General features: G+C 36.3%; 23 protein-coding genes and 2 pseudogenes. 21 read left to right on the top strand and 4 right to left on the bottom strand.

Going from position 1 to position 19,517, the window contains the following annotated elements; all coding sequences use genetic code 11:
• The first annotated feature begins 76 nt into the window (after positions 1–76).
• Together tnpA and tnpB are read left to right on the top strand one after the other, a co-directional pair.
• A complete protein-coding gene (tnpA, locus tag JEU79_RS20095) occupies positions 77–406 on the top strand; it encodes an IS66 family insertion sequence element accessory protein TnpA (RefSeq protein ID WP_198262442.1) in 330 nt (109 codons plus the stop codon).
• Positions 403–693, top strand: a complete 291-nt coding sequence (gene tnpB, locus JEU79_RS20090) for an IS66 family insertion sequence element accessory protein TnpB (protein ID WP_198265505.1) — start codon at positions 403–405, stop codon at positions 691–693. Before tnpA ends, tnpB begins: the two co-directional genes overlap by 4 nt.
• 252 nt (positions 694–945) lie before the next feature.
• On the opposite strand, the gene JEU79_RS20085 is transcribed toward tnpB, so the two are convergent.
• The 3 genes from JEU79_RS20085 to JEU79_RS20075 form a co-directional block, all read right to left on the bottom strand.
• On the bottom strand, positions 946–1,755 hold the full coding sequence (locus JEU79_RS20085) for an IS3 family transposase (RefSeq protein ID WP_198263365.1): 810 nt from the start codon (positions 1,753–1,755) through the stop codon (positions 946–948).
• Between the two features lie 94 nt (positions 1,756–1,849).
• The gene (locus JEU79_RS20080; protein WP_198265504.1) at positions 1,850–2,005 is read right to left on the bottom strand and encodes a hypothetical protein; all 156 of its coding nucleotides are present in this window, start codon (positions 2,003–2,005) and stop codon (positions 1,850–1,852) included.
• 123 nt (positions 2,006–2,128) lie between these two features.
• Positions 2,129–2,497, bottom strand: a complete 369-nt coding sequence (locus JEU79_RS20075) for a hypothetical protein (RefSeq protein ID WP_198265503.1) — start codon at positions 2,495–2,497, stop codon at positions 2,129–2,131.
• 307 nt (positions 2,498–2,804) lie between these two features.
• On the opposite strand from JEU79_RS20075, the gene JEU79_RS20070 reads away from it, so the two are divergent.
• From JEU79_RS20070 to JEU79_RS20045, 6 genes are all read left to right on the top strand, one after another.
• Positions 2,805–3,224, top strand: coding sequence for a type II toxin-antitoxin system VapC family toxin (locus tag JEU79_RS20070; RefSeq protein WP_198265502.1), 420 nt, complete (start codon positions 2,805–2,807; stop codon positions 3,222–3,224).
• 52 nt (positions 3,225–3,276) lie between these two features.
• Positions 3,277–4,347 (top strand): dTDP-glucose 4,6-dehydratase, encoded by a 1,071-nt coding sequence (rfbB, locus tag JEU79_RS20065; protein WP_425511154.1) that lies wholly within the window; start codon positions 3,277–3,279, stop codon positions 4,345–4,347.
• On the top strand, positions 4,344–5,231 hold the full coding sequence (gene rfbA / locus JEU79_RS20060) for a glucose-1-phosphate thymidylyltransferase RfbA (RefSeq protein WP_198265500.1): 888 nt from the start codon (positions 4,344–4,346) through the stop codon (positions 5,229–5,231). The genes rfbB and rfbA overlap by 4 nt, the downstream gene beginning before the upstream one ends.
• Positions 5,232–5,235: 4 nt before the next feature.
• Positions 5,236–5,817, top strand: coding sequence for a dTDP-4-dehydrorhamnose 3,5-epimerase (gene rfbC / locus JEU79_RS20055; protein WP_198265499.1), 582 nt, complete (start codon positions 5,236–5,238; stop codon positions 5,815–5,817).
• A gap of 75 nt (positions 5,818–5,892) precedes the next feature.
• A complete protein-coding gene (locus tag JEU79_RS20050) occupies positions 5,893–6,141 on the top strand; it encodes a type II toxin-antitoxin system Phd/YefM family antitoxin (RefSeq protein WP_198265498.1) in 249 nt (82 codons plus the stop codon).
• Positions 6,138–6,506, top strand: coding sequence for a type II toxin-antitoxin system VapC family toxin (locus JEU79_RS20045; protein ID WP_198265497.1), 369 nt, complete (start codon positions 6,138–6,140; stop codon positions 6,504–6,506). The genes JEU79_RS20050 and JEU79_RS20045 overlap by 4 nt, the downstream gene beginning before the upstream one ends.
• 90 nt (positions 6,507–6,596) lie before the next feature.
• On the opposite strand, the gene JEU79_RS20040 is transcribed toward JEU79_RS20045, so the two are convergent.
• Positions 6,597–7,712: an ATP-binding protein gene (locus JEU79_RS20040; RefSeq protein WP_198265496.1), complete on the bottom strand. Its 1,116-nt coding sequence runs from the start codon at positions 7,710–7,712 to the stop codon at positions 6,597–6,599.
• A gap of 159 nt (positions 7,713–7,871) precedes the next feature.
• Between JEU79_RS20040 and rfbD the strand changes: the two genes are divergently transcribed.
• The 13 genes and pseudogenes from rfbD to JEU79_RS19965 form a co-directional block, all read left to right on the top strand.
• Positions 7,872–8,777: a dTDP-4-dehydrorhamnose reductase gene (gene rfbD, locus JEU79_RS20035; RefSeq protein ID WP_246540430.1), complete on the top strand. Its 906-nt coding sequence runs from the start codon at positions 7,872–7,874 to the stop codon at positions 8,775–8,777.
• 237 nt (positions 8,778–9,014) lie between these two features.
• Positions 9,015–10,121 (top strand): DegT/DnrJ/EryC1/StrS family aminotransferase, encoded by a 1,107-nt coding sequence (locus JEU79_RS20030; protein ID WP_198265494.1) that lies wholly within the window; start codon positions 9,015–9,017, stop codon positions 10,119–10,121.
• A gap of 66 nt (positions 10,122–10,187) precedes the next feature.
• A pseudogene (locus tag JEU79_RS28915) lies at positions 10,188–11,295 on the top strand (IS3 family transposase).
• A gap of 387 nt (positions 11,296–11,682) precedes the next feature.
• Positions 11,683–12,006, top strand: coding sequence for a transposase (locus tag JEU79_RS27735; protein WP_281401084.1), 324 nt, complete (start codon positions 11,683–11,685; stop codon positions 12,004–12,006).
• Positions 12,003–12,542, top strand: coding sequence for a transposase (locus JEU79_RS20005; protein ID WP_198265491.1), 540 nt, complete (start codon positions 12,003–12,005; stop codon positions 12,540–12,542). The genes JEU79_RS27735 and JEU79_RS20005 overlap by 4 nt, the downstream gene beginning before the upstream one ends.
• A gap of 169 nt (positions 12,543–12,711) precedes the next feature.
• Positions 12,712–13,470, top strand: a pseudogene (locus JEU79_RS20000) (IS1595 family transposase); the annotation flags it as partial.
• A 326-nt stretch (positions 13,471–13,796) separates the two neighbouring features.
• The gene (locus JEU79_RS19995; RefSeq protein ID WP_198265490.1) at positions 13,797–14,519 is read left to right on the top strand and encodes a sulfotransferase family 2 domain-containing protein; all 723 of its coding nucleotides are present in this window, start codon (positions 13,797–13,799) and stop codon (positions 14,517–14,519) included.
• Between the two features lie 97 nt (positions 14,520–14,616).
• Positions 14,617–15,897 (top strand): flippase, encoded by a 1,281-nt coding sequence (locus JEU79_RS19990; protein ID WP_198265489.1) that lies wholly within the window; start codon positions 14,617–14,619, stop codon positions 15,895–15,897.
• A 193-nt stretch (positions 15,898–16,090) separates the two neighbouring features.
• Positions 16,091–16,888: a sulfotransferase family protein gene (locus JEU79_RS19985; protein ID WP_198265488.1), complete on the top strand. Its 798-nt coding sequence runs from the start codon at positions 16,091–16,093 to the stop codon at positions 16,886–16,888.
• A gap of 97 nt (positions 16,889–16,985) precedes the next feature.
• Positions 16,986–17,933, top strand: a complete 948-nt coding sequence (locus tag JEU79_RS19980; protein ID WP_198262526.1) for an IS1595 family transposase — start codon at positions 16,986–16,988, stop codon at positions 17,931–17,933.
• Positions 17,926–18,153, top strand: coding sequence for a hypothetical protein (locus JEU79_RS19975; protein ID WP_198265487.1), 228 nt, complete (start codon positions 17,926–17,928; stop codon positions 18,151–18,153). The genes JEU79_RS19980 and JEU79_RS19975 overlap by 8 nt, the downstream gene beginning before the upstream one ends.
• Entirely contained in the window at positions 18,150–19,085 is a 936-nt protein-coding gene (locus tag JEU79_RS19970) for an acyltransferase family protein (protein ID WP_198265486.1), read from the top strand. Before JEU79_RS19975 ends, JEU79_RS19970 begins: the two co-directional genes overlap by 4 nt.
• Positions 19,078–19,517: glycosyltransferase (locus tag JEU79_RS19965; protein ID WP_198265485.1), on the top strand; the 440-nt coding region annotated here is incomplete at its 3' end. The genes JEU79_RS19970 and JEU79_RS19965, both read left to right, overlap by 8 nt.

Genomic DNA, 19,517 nt, shown 5'->3' with positions numbered 1-19,517 from the left:
TTAACCATCTAGCGTTATTCAAAAAATATCTCCCCTGCCTCATAATCAATCCATCGATTAATTATGAGGCACATCAATGAAACCAGAAACCCAAGCCAACTCAAAACAATTTTGGCAAGACCACGTTAATCAATGGAATGAAAACAGTATCAGCCAGGCATCCTATTGTCAGGAACATGGGCTACCCATCAAACGTTTTGGCTATTACAAGCGTAAGTTGCTGGGTGCAACAACGCAAACCAGTGCGATGACAAAGGGGAATGGTTTTATTCAACTATCTTCCCCGACACACTATTCAGCCCGCACCTCAGCATTAATTGTAGAATTACCCAATCAGCTACGCATTGAAGGGGTGACTGCCGATAATGTACAGCTGGTAAAACAATTAGCAGGATTGTTCCAATGAAGTCAGCCATACTTCCATCACTCAGCCTGCCACAGGTGTATCTCTATCTGAAGCCTGTTGATTTTCGTAAAAGTTTTATTGGCCTCAGTGCCATTGTTGAATGTGAATTAGGTCATAATCCTTTTGCAGGCCATCTGTATGCCTTTACCAATCGTCAGCGTAATAAAATTAAATGCCTCTTCTGGGATAATACCGGTTTTGTACTCTATTACAAAAGTCTCTCAGAAGAAAAGTTCAAATGGCCAAAGGGTGAAGATGACCTGATGAATATCACCGGACAACAATGATGTGTCAACACTTTTCCGGACAGTTTTCTAAATATTTTTTTGGCTGTTTCAAGTGATTTTTGTCATTTTGTATTTCCTATCATTTTAGTTTCTCATGTTAACTTTAAACAGATGAAGAGAAAGGGCTTTGCCCTCTGGAACGATAGAGCCGTTCCATTCACCCAAGGTATTTTCACAACGGTAATGATCCTGTTACAATATCTTTAATGGGCGGCATTTATGTCGCCTTTTACCCCTCTTCAATCAATCGATTTAAGCTATTTCCTGCTGTATTTCATAATCGACTGGTGACAAATAATCATTAGCCGAATGAAGTCGCTCCCGATTATAAAATACCTCAATATATTCAAATATTGCCTGCTTTGCTTCTACTCTGGTTTTGAATCGACAATGGTGCGTCAATTCAGTTTTCAAACTATGAAAGAAGCTCTCTGATACAGCATTGTCCCAGCAATTTCCTTTGCGGCTCATAGACTGAATTATGTTATGATCCGACAATATTTTTCTATGACTATCAGAGGCATATTGGCTACCTCGGTCAGTATGCCAAAGCAATCCATCCATTGGTTTACGCTTCCATATGGCCATCAGTAAAGCATCATTGACTAGCTTGGCTTTCATTCGCTCATCCATCGACCAGCCAACAATTTGCCTAGAGAATAAGTCAATGACAACCGCTAAATATAACCAGCCTTCCTTGGTGGCAATATAGGTAATATCACCCACATAGTAGCGATCAGGTTGAGAGACAGTAAACTCTCTTTCCAGTAAATTTGGAGATATACGCTTATTATGCTTGGAATTAGTCGTCGCTTTAAAGCGTCTCTTCGTTTTACAAAACAAACCGGCTTTTTTCATTAATCGACCAATTCTCCGGCGGCTTATATGAACGCCTTTTTCAGCCAGTTTTCTTTTTAAGACGACGGGTTCCATAAGTCTTGCGACTGTCTTCAAACAGTTTTTTAGCTGCTCAGTAAGCGCTTCATTTTCTTTCTCTCTATCCGTTTTAGGAGAGCTAACCCAATCATAATAGCAACTACGGAAACATCCATAAAACGGCACAGAATCGTTACCGGGTAATCTTTAGCCTGATCAGTTATCCATGCGTACTTCACAAAGTTTCCCTTGCAAAGTACGCTGTGGCCTTTTTAATAAATCACGCTCCTGAATCACTTTTGCCAATTCTTTTTTCAGACGTTTTACTCCACATTAACTCAAAGTGGCCATCACGAACCAGGCGGTGATCGATCCAACTGAACTGAGAGGGGATTTGACGTAATTGCCCTGGATTGGGCATAGGATGCTCGGTCATTGTTTTCTCCATGTTTTAGGTGAGTGTTGAGTAAAAGATCCTCGCCTAATTCTCGCAGTTTCAGACCACTCTCGACTATGTCATCTTGTAACGTACTACCGATAAGATGTGCAATTAATCCTATTAAACAGTGGGTTGGGACTTTAAGATCTCTTGTAACGCATTGGCGTTAAGATCGTCTGTTTTCTCTTTTATATCAATCGCTTGCGTGATTAAGGTATCTTGTAACGGTAATGGGTTATCCAATGATTGTTGTACAATTTTCCAGTATTTTGGATTTTGGGAACGCCATTGCTGAACACGCTGGACATTGACAGTGCCACAGAAGTAGTTTTTATTTTGAGGTTTTTGCAGCCATTTTTTTTGACTGGCGGCCTTACTGGCTTGTCGACACTCAGGTGCTGAGCAGAATTTCTGACGACCTTTAGAGCGGGGGTTGGGTTTGAAAAAAGTGTGGCAGTGCAAGCACTTGCAAGTTCCTGAACGTGGCATTGAGTATTTCCTCTACCTGAGATAGTTGAGGAAAAGCAAGAAAAAGTACAGCAAAGAAAAGAACGGAAGAAGACAGAAGAAAATCCAAGTAGAACAAAAGATTTTTTTAAAAATTGGGAAGAAAAAGCAGAAGAAGAAATGACATTTTCAAATGGCCAAGATTAGGACACTTTCAGGAGACCCCTGACATCCCCTACGATAAATGTTATGAAAAACAAAAAGACAGAGCTTTTGGTTGTTATAAAAATCGAGGGAGTTTCAAGTTTCAGGATGATTTTGAAATAACGGATGAAGAGTTTCTCGATATATGAAGTACTTAATTGATACGCATATTTTTTTGTGGCTAATTTTTGAGCCAGGCAAGTTATCAAAAAATATTATTGATACGCTAAAAAATAGTTCAAATCAAGTGTGTATCAGCTCGATTAGCTTTTGGGAAATATCGTTAAAATTTAATCTAGGGAAGCTTGAATTAAATGGTATATCCCCTGAAGAACTACCTGACATCGCAGCTCAAATGGATATCGAAGTGCTTGATGTGGGGAGCAAAACAATGGCCAGTTTTCATCAATTAAAAAAAGTAGATAAGCACAAAGATCCATTTGATCGGATTGTGATCGGGTTTTGTCTTTTGAATGATTACATTTTAGTGAGCCAGGATGGAAAGTTCAGTGCCTATGAGGAATTGGGCCTATCAACATTAACAGCGCCTAAAATTGTAAGATAAGCAAAATAACCCTATAATTCGTCCATTAAAAATGGATTATCGGGAGTTAGATTTGAATATTATTGTCACTGGCGGCGCTGGTTTTATTGGTTCGGCGGTTATACGCCAATACATAAGCGATACCGAACATACTATCATTAATGTCGATGTCCTGACCTATGCAGGCAACCTCGAATCCTTGGCAGAAGTTGAAAACAACCCCCGATACCATTTTGAACAAGTCAATATTTGCGATAATGAGGCCATGACCCGCGTCTTTGAGCAGTATCAACCGGATGCCATCATGCATTTGGCGGCTGAATCCCATGTTGATCGCTCCATTGATGGCCCTGCTGATTTTATCCAGACTAATATCGTTGGCACCTGCAACTTATTGGAAGTGGCGCGTCATTATTGGAATGACTTAGATGAAGCTCGAAAAGCTAAATTTCGTTTTCATCATGTTTCCACCGATGAAGTGTATGGCGATCTGGATGAAACCGGACTTTTCACCGAAGAAACCGCCTATGAACCCAGCTCCCCCTATTCTGCCAGTAAAGCATCTTCTGATCATTTAGTAAGAGCCTGGCATCGTACCTATGGCTTCCCCATCGTCATTACCAACTGCTCCAATAATTATGGTAGCCATCAATTTCCTGAAAAACTCATACCACTGGTCACACTCAATGCTCTGGAAGGTAAGCCTCTGCCTATTTATGGCAATGGCCAACAAATACGTGACTGGCTGCATGTTGATGATCATGCACGAGCCTTAAGATTAGTGCTGGAAACCGGCAAAAATGCTCAAACCTATAATATTGGCGGGCATAATGAAAAAACCAATCTGGAAGTAGTAAAAACAATCTGTGCCTTATTGGATAAATTAGTACCTGAATCACCTTATAAGCCCCATGAACAATTAATCACCTATGTCAGTGACCGCCCAGGCCATGACTTACGCTATGCCATTGATGCCGATAAAATTGATCGTGATTTAGGCTGGTTGCCGGTCGAAACCTTTGAGTCAGGCATCGAAAAAACCATTCATTGGTATCTGAATAATCGTGAATGGTGTCAACATGTGCAAGACGGTAGTTATCAGCGCGAGCGATTGGGATCGTCCGAAGTGGGAGAAAATACATGAAAGGTATTATCTTAGCCGGTGGTTCAGGCACTCGTCTCTACCCCATTACCAAAGGCGTGAGTAAGCAATTAATGCCTATTTATGACAAGCCCATGGTGTATTATCCGTTGTCAGTCCTGATGTTGGCCGGAATCACTGAAGTCTTAATTATCTCAACGCCCCATGATTTGCCGCAGTTTGAAGCCTTATTGGGCAATGGTCATGATATTGGTATGCAATTTTCCTACAAAGTGCAACCATCACCCGATGGTTTGGCACAAGCCTTTGTTATCGGTGAAGAATTTATCGGTAATGATGATGTCTGCTTGGTTTTAGGTGACAATATCTTTTATGGTCACGGTTTTAAAAAAATGCTCAGACAGTCGATCAAAAATGTCACCGAGCAGGCAAAAGCCACCGTCTTTGGTTATTATGTACGTGATCCTGAGCGCTATGGCGTGGCAGAATTTGACCAAAATGGCAATGTCCTGAGTATTGAAGAAAAACCGGAACAGCCAAAAAGCAATCATGCCGTCGTGGGTCTCTATTTTTATCCCAACAATGTTATCGAAATCGCTAAATCCATTAAGCCCTCCCACCGTGGAGAGCTAGAAATCACCTCAGTGAATCAGGCATACCTGCAACAAGGTGCTCTCAAAGTGGAATTAATGGGACGCGGCTTTGCCTGGCTGGATACCGGTACTCATGAAAGTTTGATGGAAGCTTCAAATTATATTCAAACCATCGAAAAACGCCAAGGCTTAAAAGTGGCCTGTCTGGAAGAAATTGCCTATGAAATGGGTTATATTAACAAAGAACAGCTCATTGAATTGGCTCAACCATTGAAGAAAAATCAATATGGGCAATATCTATTACGTCGTGCAGAAGAAGAGGTGTTACTATAAAAACATGAAGTTTACCCAAACTAATATTCCCGATGTTATCCTCATTGAGCCAAAAGTTTTTGGTGATGAACGCGGCTATTTCATTGAAACTTTTCGCAGTGATTTATTCGCCAAAGAAACCGGAATAAAAACCACCTTTGTGCAAGATAATGAATCACGTTCCAGCCATGGTGTGCTTAGAGGGCTACATTATCAACTACCACCTCATGCTCAAAGCAAATTAGTGCGTGTGATTGAAGGCAAAGTCCTTGATATTGCTGTAGATATCAGAAAAGGCTCACCCACCTTTGGCCAACATGTTTCTGTAGAGCTTTCAGCAGAAAACAAACAGCAACTCTTTATTCCCAGAGGCTTTGCCCATGGCTTTGTCGTCCTCTCAGAAACGGCTATCTTTGCCTATAAAGTAGACAATTTTTACTCAGCAGAATGCGATCGTGGCATCCAATTTGACGATCCAAGTCTTCATATTGACTGGCAAATAGAGCCTGATAAATTACAGCTTTCTGAAAAAGATAAATCTCAGCCTTCATTAGAAAACGTAACGGATTTATTTGACTATAATATCCATTCTTATCCGTCAGACTAGACCGAAAACCCTCTAGGTTGACCAACTTGGTTTACTTTGGTATTATTGGTCTAGTAGAAGGAAAGGAGCAGGATTATGATTGTCAACGTATCAGAAGCAAAGACGCATCTATCAAAACTAATAAATCTTGCATTTCAAGGTGAAGAAATTATTATTGCAAAAAATAACTTACCCTTGGTTGAGCTTGTCGTGCATAAACCAAAAAGTAAAATTATTTTTGGTTTACTTGTTGATCAAGGCGTTGATGAATTGGATAAAGCAATTATTAATGAAAGCAAAGAAGTTAATGAACTGTTTTATGAAAGTGAAACTTTTCCAAAGTGAATATTATTATTGATACTCATATTTTTATATGGCTCTTAAAAGATCCTGAAAGACTAGGCGCTGAACATACCCAAGTTTTAAAGTCACCCCATGATTTTTTTTTGAGCTCCATCAGCATTGCTGAAATAATGATTAAATCAAGCATTGGAAAGTTAAATCTCGGCTATGAACCTCTTGATATGGCTTTAAAAAGTGGCCTGAAAATTCTTGATTTTAAAGGAGAAGATGCCAGTTACCTTAAAAAATTGCCATTACACCATAAAGATCCCTTTGATAGAATGCTAATAGCTCAAAGTCTTTGCCAAGAATTTCCAATCATGACGAGAGATAAAAAATTCAAACACTATGAATGTACTTTGGTATAGTAATCAAAAAAGTCGATAAACACGTTTTTAGTGATTAATTCTCCAACAACACCCGATTTCACACTCAACATTACATTGGCACAGCCTTGCTCATAAGAAGAAACTCATGGGGATTGCTACTAGTTTGTCACTCAGCTCTATTGTTCTATCACCAGTATAAAAAATTATTCCAATAATATCTTGTTTGCTGTTATTTTGAAAATCAATTTCTTTGGCGTCATTGGTACGGTAGTGGTACAAGTCATATTCATGGTGGCTATAACTGAGGTGTTTTTGTAACTCAGTCATGACAAAGGTCTCAAATACAGCACCACAATAGTGGGAGTTAAGTAACTCTTTTTTTGTTTCAATCTTCACAAAATGAGTTAATAAGCCTGTGTCGCCCAGATAAAACTTAGGGCTTTTAATAAATTGCTTGCCGATGCTTTCAAAATAAGGTTTGACTAAAAACCCCTGATAAATGCGTTGTAAAATAGCCAGATAGTTTTTCGTTGTTTTATTGGTTATTCCGATTTGCGTGCTCAAATTTGATTTATTTAAAATACAGGCGCTTCGGGTAGAAAGCACATTAACAAATTTTATAAAGCTATCAATGTCGCGAATTTCTCCTAGATCTCTCGCATCTCTTTCAATATAAGTAGAAATATATGAGCTGAACCATAATGACTTTTCCATGCCCGCCTGAAGTTTTAGCATTTCGGGATAGCCACCGGATAAGATATGCTGAATTAGCTGATCATAATAATCATAAGTGTCTACTCTAAATTCATGCTTAAACAAATTATCAACAATGTTGTCATTTTCCCGCTTATTTTTTTCCTTGACACTTAAGGGGTAGAGCACCAACTCGATAATTCTGCCCGCCAGGGTATCTTTGACTTCCTTGTTGTCCAGAATATTAGCGGAACCAGTGAGTAGAAAGTCACCATTTGTACGGTTTTGATCCACATTAATTTTAATATATTCCAGTAATAAGGGGGCTTTTTGTATTTCATCCAGACAAATGGGCTTATCGATCATTCTTAAAAAACCTTTTGGATTTTCTTTTGCCTGAAGCTTTAGTTCTCCATCATCAAAGGTTAGGTAGTTTTTAAATAATGATAGGGATAAGGTTGACTTGCCAATTTGTCGAGCACCGCTCAATAAAATGACCGGTGATATTTTAAGTGCGAGTTCTAATTTTTTTGTAATACTTCGTGCTAACATAAAATAAGCCATATAAGATAATATATCTGAGTGCTATACAACCAAATATATAAAACACAAAATGTTTCACATTAAAATTAAGAAATATTACCCTCAATGCATCGAGTTTTGCAATTTCCCTAAAAACACGTCAGGATATTAATAATCAATTTCATGAGTATGCCAATAATGATAAGCAACAAACTCTTAATTACCGGTGCTAAAGGCCAGGTGGGTACAGAATTAGTGACCCAGGCCACTGATCGAGGTCATGAGATTCATGCCTTTGGCTCAAAAGAACTGGATATTTCCAATTTTGAACAAGTAGAAAAAACCGTTTCTGCGCTCAAGCCTGATGTAATCATCAATGCTGCCGCCTATACCGCAGTGGATAAGGCAGAAACTGAACGCGACTTGGCCTATGCCGTGAATGCTCAGGGCAGCGAGAATCTGGCACTGGTGTGCAAAAAATTGGACATCCCCTTACTGCATATCTCCACCGACTATGTGTATGATGGTGAAAAAAAATCAGCCTATATTGAAACCGATCAACCCAAGCCAACGGGTGTATACGGCGCTTCCAAACTGAAAGGGGATCAAAAAATTGAACAAATTTGCCCAAAACACATTATTTTACGTGTCAGTTGGGTGTTTGGAGAGCAGGGTAATAATTTTGTTAAAACCATGCTAAGGCTAGCAGAGCAAAGAGATGAGCTCAGTATCGTTGCTGATCAATTTGGCGCTCCCACCTCCGCAAAGTCAATCAGCACCTGTTTACTCGATATTTTGCAGTCCCAGCATTTCAATGCCAGCCAATGCCCTTGGGGTGTTTATAATTTTCAAAGCGATCCGGGGGTGACGTGGTTTGAATTTGCTCAGGCGATTTTTCAGCAAGCAAATGACATAGGGTGCATCACAAAAACAATGAAATTAAAGCCCATCCCATCGTCAGAATTTCCAACGCCAGTCAAACGCCCAGCAAACTCAAAACTCAATGGTGAAAAGCTGCAAAAGCATTTCAATATCAGCCCTGCTAACTGGAAAGCTGATCTGAACACGATGCTACAGGCTATTAATAATCAATAAAATAGCAAATATATAGGGAAGGAGAAATATTTGTAAAAAAACTGAATATTTCAACGCTTGATTGGCGCAATGCGCTAAGTAGCATGTTAAAATTGCTATCTTGGGTAATATTAAAAGAATAGCTTCAAGGGAATGAATCACATCAGCACAGGAAGAATTTAAATGTGTAATAAAAAGGAACGCATAGAAATTGCACCGAATGTATTGTAAAACAATTTGTACTGAGGCTTGTAATAAATGATTAACGTCACAAAAACCTACATGCCGGATAAAGCGAAATATTTAGCTTATGTCGATCAAATTTTCGAAAGTGGCTGGGTGACTAATAATGGTATGCTAGTTAGAGAACTAGAAGCACGTCTCGCAGATTATTTAGGTATAAAAAATATAGTCCTTGTTGCCAATGGTACAATTGCGCTTGAAATAGCCTACCGCTTGCTTAAACTTGATGGCGAAGTAATAACGACTCCCTTTTCCTTTGTTGCTACGACCAGTTCTTTGGTTTCAAATGCATTAAAGCCCATTTTTGCAGACATCGATCCCAAGACTTTAACGCTTAATCCAGATAATATTGAGGATCGGATTACAGATAAAACGAGTGCAATTGTCCCTGTGCATGTGTTTGGTAACGCCTGTGAAGTTGACAGAATACAGGCAATCGCAGAAAAAAATAATTTAAAAGTCATTTATGATGCTGCCCATGCTTTTGGTGTGCAATACAAGGGGGAAAGCCTTTTGAATCATGGTGATGTATCGACCTTAAGCTTTCATGCGACCAAGCTATTTCATACAATTGAAGGTGGAGCCTTAATCATTAATGATGATTCTTTGGTAGAAGAGGCACGATATCTCATTAATTTTGGCATCGATGGTCGTGACTCTGTTAAAGCCTTGGGAACCAATGCTAAAATGAACGAGTTTGAGGCAGCGATGGGCTTATGTGTTTTGAACGATATGGATAAAGTTCTTCATGATTGTAAAGTAATTTATGATTTTTATGAGTCTTCTTTGTGTGATATTTTAACTTTGCCAATAGATAATTTACATAGTAGTAAAAACTATAGTTATTTTCCTGCCTTGTTTAAGTCAGAGCAACAGACACTAGATGTTCAGAGTGCATTACATGAGAATGGGATATATCCCAGACGCTATTTTTATCCATCACTTGATACCCTTCCTTATATTATCGATGCAGAAAAGATGATCAATTCTCAAACTATTGCTTCAAGAATTTTAGCACTGCCTTTGTACCCAGGTTTGAGTAGAGAAGAGCAAGTGAATATAATCTCTATAATTAGAAAAAAAATGAACATCATCATAATGCGACCTAACATCTTAAAATAACTAAAAGATAAAAATGACCTAAAATGAATGACGAATAAAAGCTATAATAATAAAAATTAAACCCGGATCAGCTTTCTCAAATTAGCTAATGAGACGGTACCCGTTTCTCAGACTGCCAGGGAGCTAGGTGTTAATGTAAATACTCTACATACCTGGATCAGTAAATATTCCAAACCGGTGAAGACGGTAGCCAATAGAAGTGATGAACACATTTATGATGAAGTAAAACGTCTGAAAAAGAATTGGCAAAAGTGATTCAGGAGCGTGATTTATTAAAAAGGCCACAGCGTACTTTGCAAGGGAAACTTTGTGAAGTACGCATGGATAACTGATCAGGCTAAAGATTACCCGGTAACGATTCTGTGCCGTTTTATGGATGTTTCCCGTAGTTGCTATTATGATTGGGTTAGCTCTCCTAAAACGGATAGAGAGAAAGAAAATGAAGCGCTTACTGAGCAGCTAAAAAACTGTTTGAAGACAGTCGCAAGACTTATGGAACCCGTCGTCTTAAAAAAGAAAACTGGCTGAAAAAGGCGTTCATATAAGCCGCCGGAGAATTGGTCGATTAATGAAAAAAGCCGGTTTGTTTTGTAAAACGAAGAGACGCTTTAAAGCGACGACTAATTCCAAGCATAATAAGCGTATATCTCCAAATTTACTGGAAAGAGAGTTTACTGTCTCTCAACCTGATCGCTACTATGTGGGTGATATTACCTATATTGCCACCAAGGAAGGCTGGTTATATTTAGCGGTTGTCATTGACTTATTCTCTAGGCAAATTGTTGGCTGGTCGATGGATGAGCGAATGAAAGCCAAGCTAGTCAATGATGCTTTACTGATGGCCATATGGAAGCGTAAACCAATGGATGGATTGCTTTGGCATACTGACCGAGGTAGCCAATATGCCTCTGATAGTCATAGAAAAATATTGTCGGATCATAACATAATTCAGTCTATGAGCCGCAAAGGAAATTGCTGGGACAATGCTGTATCAGAGAGCTTCTTTCATAGTTTGAAAACTGAATTGACGCACCATTGTCGATTCAAAACCAGAGTAGAAGCAAAGCAGGCAATATTTGAATATATTGAGGTATTTTATAATCGGGAGCGACTTCATTCGGCTAATGATTATTTGTCACCAGTCGATTATGAAATACAGCAGGAAATAGCTTAAATCGATTGATTGAAGAGGGGTAAAAGGCGACATAAATGCCGCCCATTACCGTTGACGGCCATCGGCTCCTCAGCCTGTGCCGTGAAGATATTGTAACAGGATCATTACCGTTGTGAAAATACCTTGTGTGAATGGAACGGCTCTATCGTACAGCCAAAAAATATTTAGAAAACTGTCCGGAAAAGTGTTGACACATCAATAATGTTCTGCAGTACCAAAAGGACATTTTTCTAAATTTAATAAAGTGTTTATTCAAGATGGCAGTTCTTTTTCAGTCAAAGATTGTTTAAGTAATATTTGGCCTGGTCGATTTACAAAAATCAGCCCCGCTTCTGTTGAATTGCATGCCACCATTAATTTAAAAATGGTGGATTTGAAAGTGCCAGCATCACACCGGATACTTTTTCAGAGCGTGGAGAGCTCCCAACTGTTAAGGAACTCAAGGGGAATTTATTTTTGGCTGATCGAGGTTACTATTCTGGTGATTTTATATTGGAGCTCGATGAAGCAGGTGGTTACTATGTTTTAAGAGCTAAAGGCTTGAAACGAGTACTTATCCATAGTGCTATCCAAGAAGATAGTAGACAACTGATTAATAAAAAATCACCTAAGTTATCGGTATTGCAAAAGCGATTACCCAAAAGACAAGCAGTAGATATGGATGTTGAAATCAAAGGGAAATTGTCAGGCTGGTTGCTTATTGGAGTTTGAAAGAAAAGCGGCACACTTATCTCATCACTAATTTAAAACGAGATGAGTTTTCAATGCAGGATATTAGTAATATTTACCGTATGCGTTGGCAAGTTGAGATACTTTTTAAGGAATGTAAATCCCATAATAGCTTGCATGGATTTAATACGCAAAGTGCGACCTTACAGGAATCACTTATTTGGGGCAGTTTAATAGCAACGACATTAAAACGATTTCTTAGTGGTTGTATTGAATTGATATTTAAAGTCGAAATGTCGACCATGATTGTATCCAAAACAACGGTAAGCTGGTGGTATGGTTTATTAGAAGCGATTGTTCAGCAACGCAGAAAAGGTTTAGTGAATCAAATGACTGAAGCGTGTGAATTTTTAAAAGAAAATGCCCAGCGAGCACATCCTAAACGTGATCGGCAATCAGGCATTTTACAATATGCATTGGAGCCAGCATTTTATATCAATTGTGATAACAAATCAGGTAGTATTTACATGAAAAATAAAGGTATTTTTCTTAAGTACCTACCTATGATAGGTATTTAGTTTTTCTTTTATGTTCTTTCTACTGTTTTTGATGTGTTCGAATTAAATATATACTTGATTACCCACAAAGCTCCGCCATATTTCGATAATTATACTATAATTATACTATAATTATACTATAATTAAAGTATAGATTATGTGTGGAGTAGAATGATGTCAAAAAAATAAAATTCAGTTTCAAGAAGGTTATAGTTTATTTGAGCTTTTTAATGATTATGGCACTGACAAACAGTGCCGACAAGCCTTATTTAAATGGAAATTTCCTGATGGATTTGTTTGCCCAGAGTGTGGCAATAAGACTTATTGCACTCTAGAACATCGCCATCTTTATCAGTGCCACCATTGTCATCATCAGACATCAGCAACCTGTGGGACAATATTTGATAGTACCAAACTGCCTTTATCTAAGTGGTTTTTAGCGATTCATCTTATGACTCAATTGAAGACAGCGGTTTCAGCATTAGAATTAAAGAGACAGCTTAAGGTAAGCTACAATACAGCCTGGAGTATGAAACAAAAGATCATGCAGGTTATGAAAGAACGTGATGACAGTAAATCCTTTATCAGGCATCATTCAAATTGATGATGCCTACTGGGGTGGTGAGCACAGAGGCGGCTCCAGAGGTCGTGGTTCAGAAAATAAAACACCGTTCGTTGCAGCCGTTTCTACTAATGAAGATGGACACCCGATTGCAATGAATTTAAATGTGCTTAAAGGGTTTAAATCCAGTGAAATAAAACGATGGGCACAAACTCATTTAACACCTGGAAGTACTGTTTACTCAGATGGGTTAAATTGTTTTCCTGCGGTTAAAGAAGCTGACTGTAAGCATGTTCCAATCGTCACGGGTGGTGGTGCGGCAAGTGTTGATAAAATTGAGTTTAGTTTATCTGGGTTAACACTATGATAGGTAATATTAAAATATCTTGCTGAATTTTGTTCCAAATCAGGTAGTATTTACATGAAAAATAAAGGTATTTTTCTTAAGTACCTACCTATGATAGGTATTTAGTTTTTCTTTTATGTTCTTTCTACTGTTTTTGATGTGTTCGAATTAAATATATATTACAAATAGAATCCTTGCTGGGAATGAATTTGATAATATTTACTTAGCTCGACAAAAATATTTATTTTGTTTGAATTCTCAAATATTGTAGTTTAATTAGAGTAAAAAATTACTCATGCTGAGAGGAAAAATAATTGTTATGATAAATTCTAATAAAGCAAATTATAAAAGTTAAGGTTGGTAATATATGCTCATTAGTCATAGAAAAAAATTCATTTTTACAAAAACTGTTAAAACAGCAGGAACATCTATTGAATCTTACTTTGAGAAATATTGTATGCCTGATGGAGATTGGCATGAATTACATGCTCGTGATGAATATATTTCGGAAACAGGAATTATAGGACATCGCGGTTCCAGAGAGGATGACTCAATATGGTACAATCATATGTCAGCTGAAAAAATACGTGATTTATTAGGCCGAGAAACTTGGGATAGTTATTTTAAATTTACTGTGGTTAGAAATCCATTTGATAAATTAATATCGGGATTTTTTATGTTTGAAAATAGAAAAGAAAATTACAATTCTATTAGACGATTTAGGGCTTTTGTTAAAAAAACATTAGACCGTGGAGGGGCAATCGATCGAATATCAGGTAATACTGAAGTTGAAAGGTTTAGGTGTTGGATTCGTAAAGGAGGTAAAATTATTGATAGGGATAAGTATTTGATTGATGGAGAATACTGTATTAATTACTTTATTCGGTTTGAGAATCTACATAAGGGTGTAAGAGATGTCTGTAACGACCTTTCAATACCGTTTGAACCTTCACGAATCCCAGAGTTCAAGAAAGGAATCAGGCATCACAATGTTAAAATTCAGGATTATTATGATAATGAGACTGAACAGATTGTTCGAAATTTATATGCATTGGAGATTGAAAAATTTGGCTATGACTTACTAAGATAGGTGTATTTAGAAAAATGAGAACATTTTTATGGAATTTAATCTGTGATGAAAAAATGTTAATTATAAAGAAATTGATATCTCAATTCATTAATATTTTATGAAAAAACAATTATTAAATAATCTATCATGGCTATTTATTGACAAAGTTATAAGATTTTGGGGTGGATTAATAGTCGGTATATGGATTGCGAGGTATTTGGGACCATATGATTTTGGGGTGCTGAACTATGCTATTGCATATACAACACTTTTTTTACTTTTTGTAAAACTTGGTCTTAACCAAATAGTTGTTAGAGAAATTGTTAAAAAACCAAAGTTAACAAATTTTTTACTTGGTACTGCTTTTTTATTGAAGTTTTTTGGCTCGGTTATTGCGGTTTTAAGCATTATAATTTCTTTGTGCTTTGTAGATATGGATAGTGTCACAAAGGTTGTTATTGTTATTATAAGTTTGGGTTTTATTTTTCAAACTTTAGATGTTATTGATTTTTATTATCAAGCACGCATTCTTTCAAAGTATGTAGTTATTACAAGGGATAGTGCATTTATATTAAGTTTGTTTTTGAAAATTTATTTTATTGTTTATGAATATTCTATTGTCTATTTTGCTGTTGCATATCTTATAGATTTTTTATTATCGGGACTTTTTCTATTAATGATTTTTATTAATAGAGGTGGAAAAATCCTTGATTGGCGTTTTAGTAAAAAAATAGCTATAAGGCTCATAAAGTTATCGTGGACATTAGCGTTAGCCTCATTTCTTATTGCTATTTATATGAAGATTGATCAAGTTATGATTGGAAGTATGCTTGATGCTGAACAGGTGGGTATTTATAGCGTCGCAGTAAGGTTATCGGAATTCTGGTTGTTTATACCTGGAATAATGATAAGTACATTCATGCCTTACCTTGTAAGTCTTAGAGAAACCAATAATAAATTATATTATTTTAGATTAATGCAGCTCTATTCACTTATGTTTTGGATGGGAATTTTTATAGGCATTGTTGTTCTTTTCTTTGGAGAAGGTTTTATTGTATTGCTGTTTGGTGAAGTTTATGAAGGTGCATATAGTGCCTTGGTTTATAACATATGGAGTGGAATTGCAATATCACATGGAATGGTTAGAGGTATATGGTTAATATGTGAAAATTTACAAAAATATCGACTTTATAGCATTATCATATCGGTGACATTAAATGTTATAATGAATTATATTTTAATTCCACTTTATGGTATTGATGGAGCGGCTATAGCGACACTTTTAACCCAATCACTAAGTGTTTGGCTTTTTTCTTTTCTATGGAAACCACTGCGATCAAGCACGTTAATGATGATGGAAGCAATTAATCCTATGTTTTTTATTAACTTTAGAAAATAATAATTGAGCAAGCTATATGTAAATTATTAAAATAGAATTTATAAGCTCTACATGGATTATTTTTATATTTCCATCTTTATAAAATTTATTATAGATTCTGTTTTTTACTTGTAAATCATGTGAGAAAATTAATGTCATATTTTTCCAACCAATGTATTCAATTTCTAAAAATAACAACTAAAAGAGAAAAATAATGGAGTTACCTATTTTTCTATTTTCATTACCTCGTTCAGGGTCTACCCTCTTACAAAAAGTGTTAATGAGTCATCATGCTATTGCTAGTACAGCAGAACCCTGGCTTTTACTTCCTCATCTCTATGCTCATAGGGAGATAGGCGTGTTGGCTGAATATGGTCACCAAATTTCATACTCAGCAGTGAATGAATTTATCAATGGTTTAGAAAATAAAAGAAGTGATTACTATGATGCATTGGGTGAATTTCTAGGGGGGCTCTATGAGAAGCAATGTTCAAAAAATGAAAAATATTTTTTAGATAAAACTCCTAGATATTACAATATTATACCAGAAATCCATGAGGTTTTTCCCGATGCTAAATTTATTTTTTTATTTCGAAATCCTGTACACATAATGAGCTCTATGATGAATACTTGGAGTAAAGGAAACCTAAAATATCTTTATGCTTTTGAACGGGACTTAAAGCAAGGCCCTAGATTGCTATCAGAAGGCTATGAGCTACTTAAGAATAAATCTTATGCACTCCGATATGAGGATTTTGTAAAGGATCCAAAAAAAATTACTAAAGAAATTTGTGAATATTTAGAAATTAAATTTGATATATCCATGCTAGATGATTTTTCTCATCAAAATACGGAAGGCAATATTTTAATAGGTGACACTACAGGAGAACAAAGCTTTATCAGTGAAAAATCTTTGCATAAGTGGAAAAATACATTTGATTCGACTTTTAGAAAAAAAGTGGCTTATAAATATATTCTTGATTACCCACAAAGCTCCGCCATATTTCGATAATTATACTATAATTATACTATAATTATACTATAATTATACTATAATTATACTATAATTATACTATAATTAAAGTATAGATTATGTGTGGAGTAGAATGATGTCAAAAAATAAAATTCAGTTTCAAGAAGGTTATAGTTTATTTGAGCTTTTTAATGATTATGGCACTGACAAACAGTGCCGACAAGCCTTATTTAAATGGAAATTTCCTGATGGATTTGTTTGCCCAGAGTGTGGCAATAAGACTTATTGCACTCTAGAACATCGCCATCTTTATCAGTGCCACCATTGTCATCATCAGACATCAGCAACCTGTGGGACAATATTTGATAGTACCAAACTGCCTTTATCTAAGTGGTTTTTAGCGATTCATCTTATGACTCAATTGAAGACAGCGGTTTCAGCATTAGAATTAAAGAGACAGCTTAAGGTAAGCTACAATACAGCCTGGAGTATGAAACAAAAGATCATGCAGGTTATGAAAGAACGTGATGACAGTAAACCTTTATCAGGCATCATTCAAATTGATGATGCCTACTGGGGTGGTGAGCACAGAGGCGGCTCCAGAGGTCGTGGTTCAGAAAATAAAACACCGTTCGTTGCAGCCGTTTCTACTAATGAAGATGGACACCCGATTGCAATGAATTTAAATGTGCTTAAAGGGTTTAAATCCAGTGAAATAAAACGATGGGCACAAACTCATTTAACACCTGGAAGTACTGTTTACTCAGATGGGTTAAATTGTTTTCCTGCGGTTAAAGAAGCTGACTGTAAGCATGTTCCAATCGTCACGGGTGGTGGTGCGGCAAGTGTTGATAAAATTGAGTTTATCTGGGTTAACACTATGATAGGTAATATTAAAAACTCTATGAAGGGAAGCTATCATTCCATTAACTCAAAACATTTACCTCGGTATCTTGCTGAATTTTGTTATCGGTTTAATAGACGCTTTAACTTAAAAGACATGATGCCAAGGTTTTTATGCGTGGCGATGAAAACGCCACCTATGAATGGAAAGCTCCTAAAAATGGCGGAGCTTTATGGGTAATCAAGAATATATTTTAGATTTAGAGGATAGTGTATTTAGTGTGCAAGGTTATGATAAAAGAATTATTTTAGAAGAAATTAAAACTTTAAAGACTACAAAAAACTTTTTTTTTAAAGACCGGTTTGACTATTTTTATTCATTATGTATTAGATATTTAAAACTGAACTTGTTTTTTGGAAAAAATCAATGCACTTGGGCACGTAATAGATTTTTATCATGAAACTAAAGAGAAAATTACTCTGGGGGGAGACATTAAAAGTTGTTGCTATCTTTTCTGTTATATTGGGTCATATAGCATCACCTTTTGGTCAATTTATCTTTTCCTGGCACATGCCTTTGTTTTTTATGATTTCTGGTTTTTTTCTTAAGCTAGAACGGCCTTTGCAGGAGGCAGCTAGGAAAGATTTTAAGCGCCTAATGATCCCTTATTTTATTTTTTCATTAATTGGCCTAGCTGTTGAAATATTGAAAAGGTTGATTTTACATAGAGAAGAATTAGATGTGTTTATAGAAATAAAGGGTATTTTGTTTTCTATGGATATGAGTGGTCTTATGAATCATTATGGCTTAGTTTTGTGGTTTTTGCCGGCACTATTTTTTTCAAGATTATTCGTATTGGTTCTTTACAAAATAACGCATAAAATACTTTACGTGTTTATTCTTAGCATGAGTTTGTTTTCTGCTAGTTTTTATATTGACTTACCCTTTGCAATAGATAATGCCTGTAATGCAATGCTCTGGATTCTTTTGGGTTATATTTATTTTAATTATTACCAAAATAGCAAATGGCTAAATGTTTTTCCATTGCTTGCTTTGGGTGTTTTTGTTTTGTATGGTTTTCCCAGTCTAGATATAGCGAATAAAAATTATAGCTATATCCCTGTGAATTTTGTTTGGGCTACAGCGTTTATAGGCTCGCTCTGTTTATTGTTAAAAAACACCTCAATGTTGAATGCTTTAAGTCCATTAGGGAAATATACGATGTTATTATTTATTTTCCACCCCTATACCAATAATATTGCGTACATTGTGTTAGAAAAACTTAATTTTAATGTTTGGTATATTACATTTTTCTTTTCACTTAGCCTGTTGTCTGGCTTGATATTGATAAAAATGAAATTTTATAATAAAGGCATATTTAAGTATGTCTGATAAATTATCTACGTATATGAGTAGCCCAAAGGTAAGTATCATTATTGCTACGTGTAATTGTTCGGTTGAGCTTGAACAAACTATCATCAGTTTTATTGAACAGGATTATGAAAATAAAGAATTAATTGTTGTTGACTGTGAATCTACTGATGAGACCTCAAGTATACTCAAAAAATACGCATTGTCGATAGCTCAGATGCTAAGTGAAAAAGATACAGGTATTAGCGATGCTTTTAACAAGGGCATTAAATTGGCGACTGGTGATTATATTAATTTTCAGGGTTCTGGCGATCTATTTAATAGCAATAATGTATTGGCAAAAATGATGAAAAATATAGACAAGGACAAAGATCTTTTGCTCTGTGGCAGAGTTAAGAGAGTCGCTAATGATCCTGAACAGAGCTGTTTGTGGGTTTCTGAGTATATAAAAAG

Source organism: sulfur-oxidizing endosymbiont of Gigantopelta aegis, from assembly GCF_016097415.1.
Lineage (GTDB): Bacteria > Pseudomonadota > Gammaproteobacteria > GRL18 > GRL18 > GRL18.
This window is presented reverse-complemented; position numbering and strand designations above follow the sequence as displayed.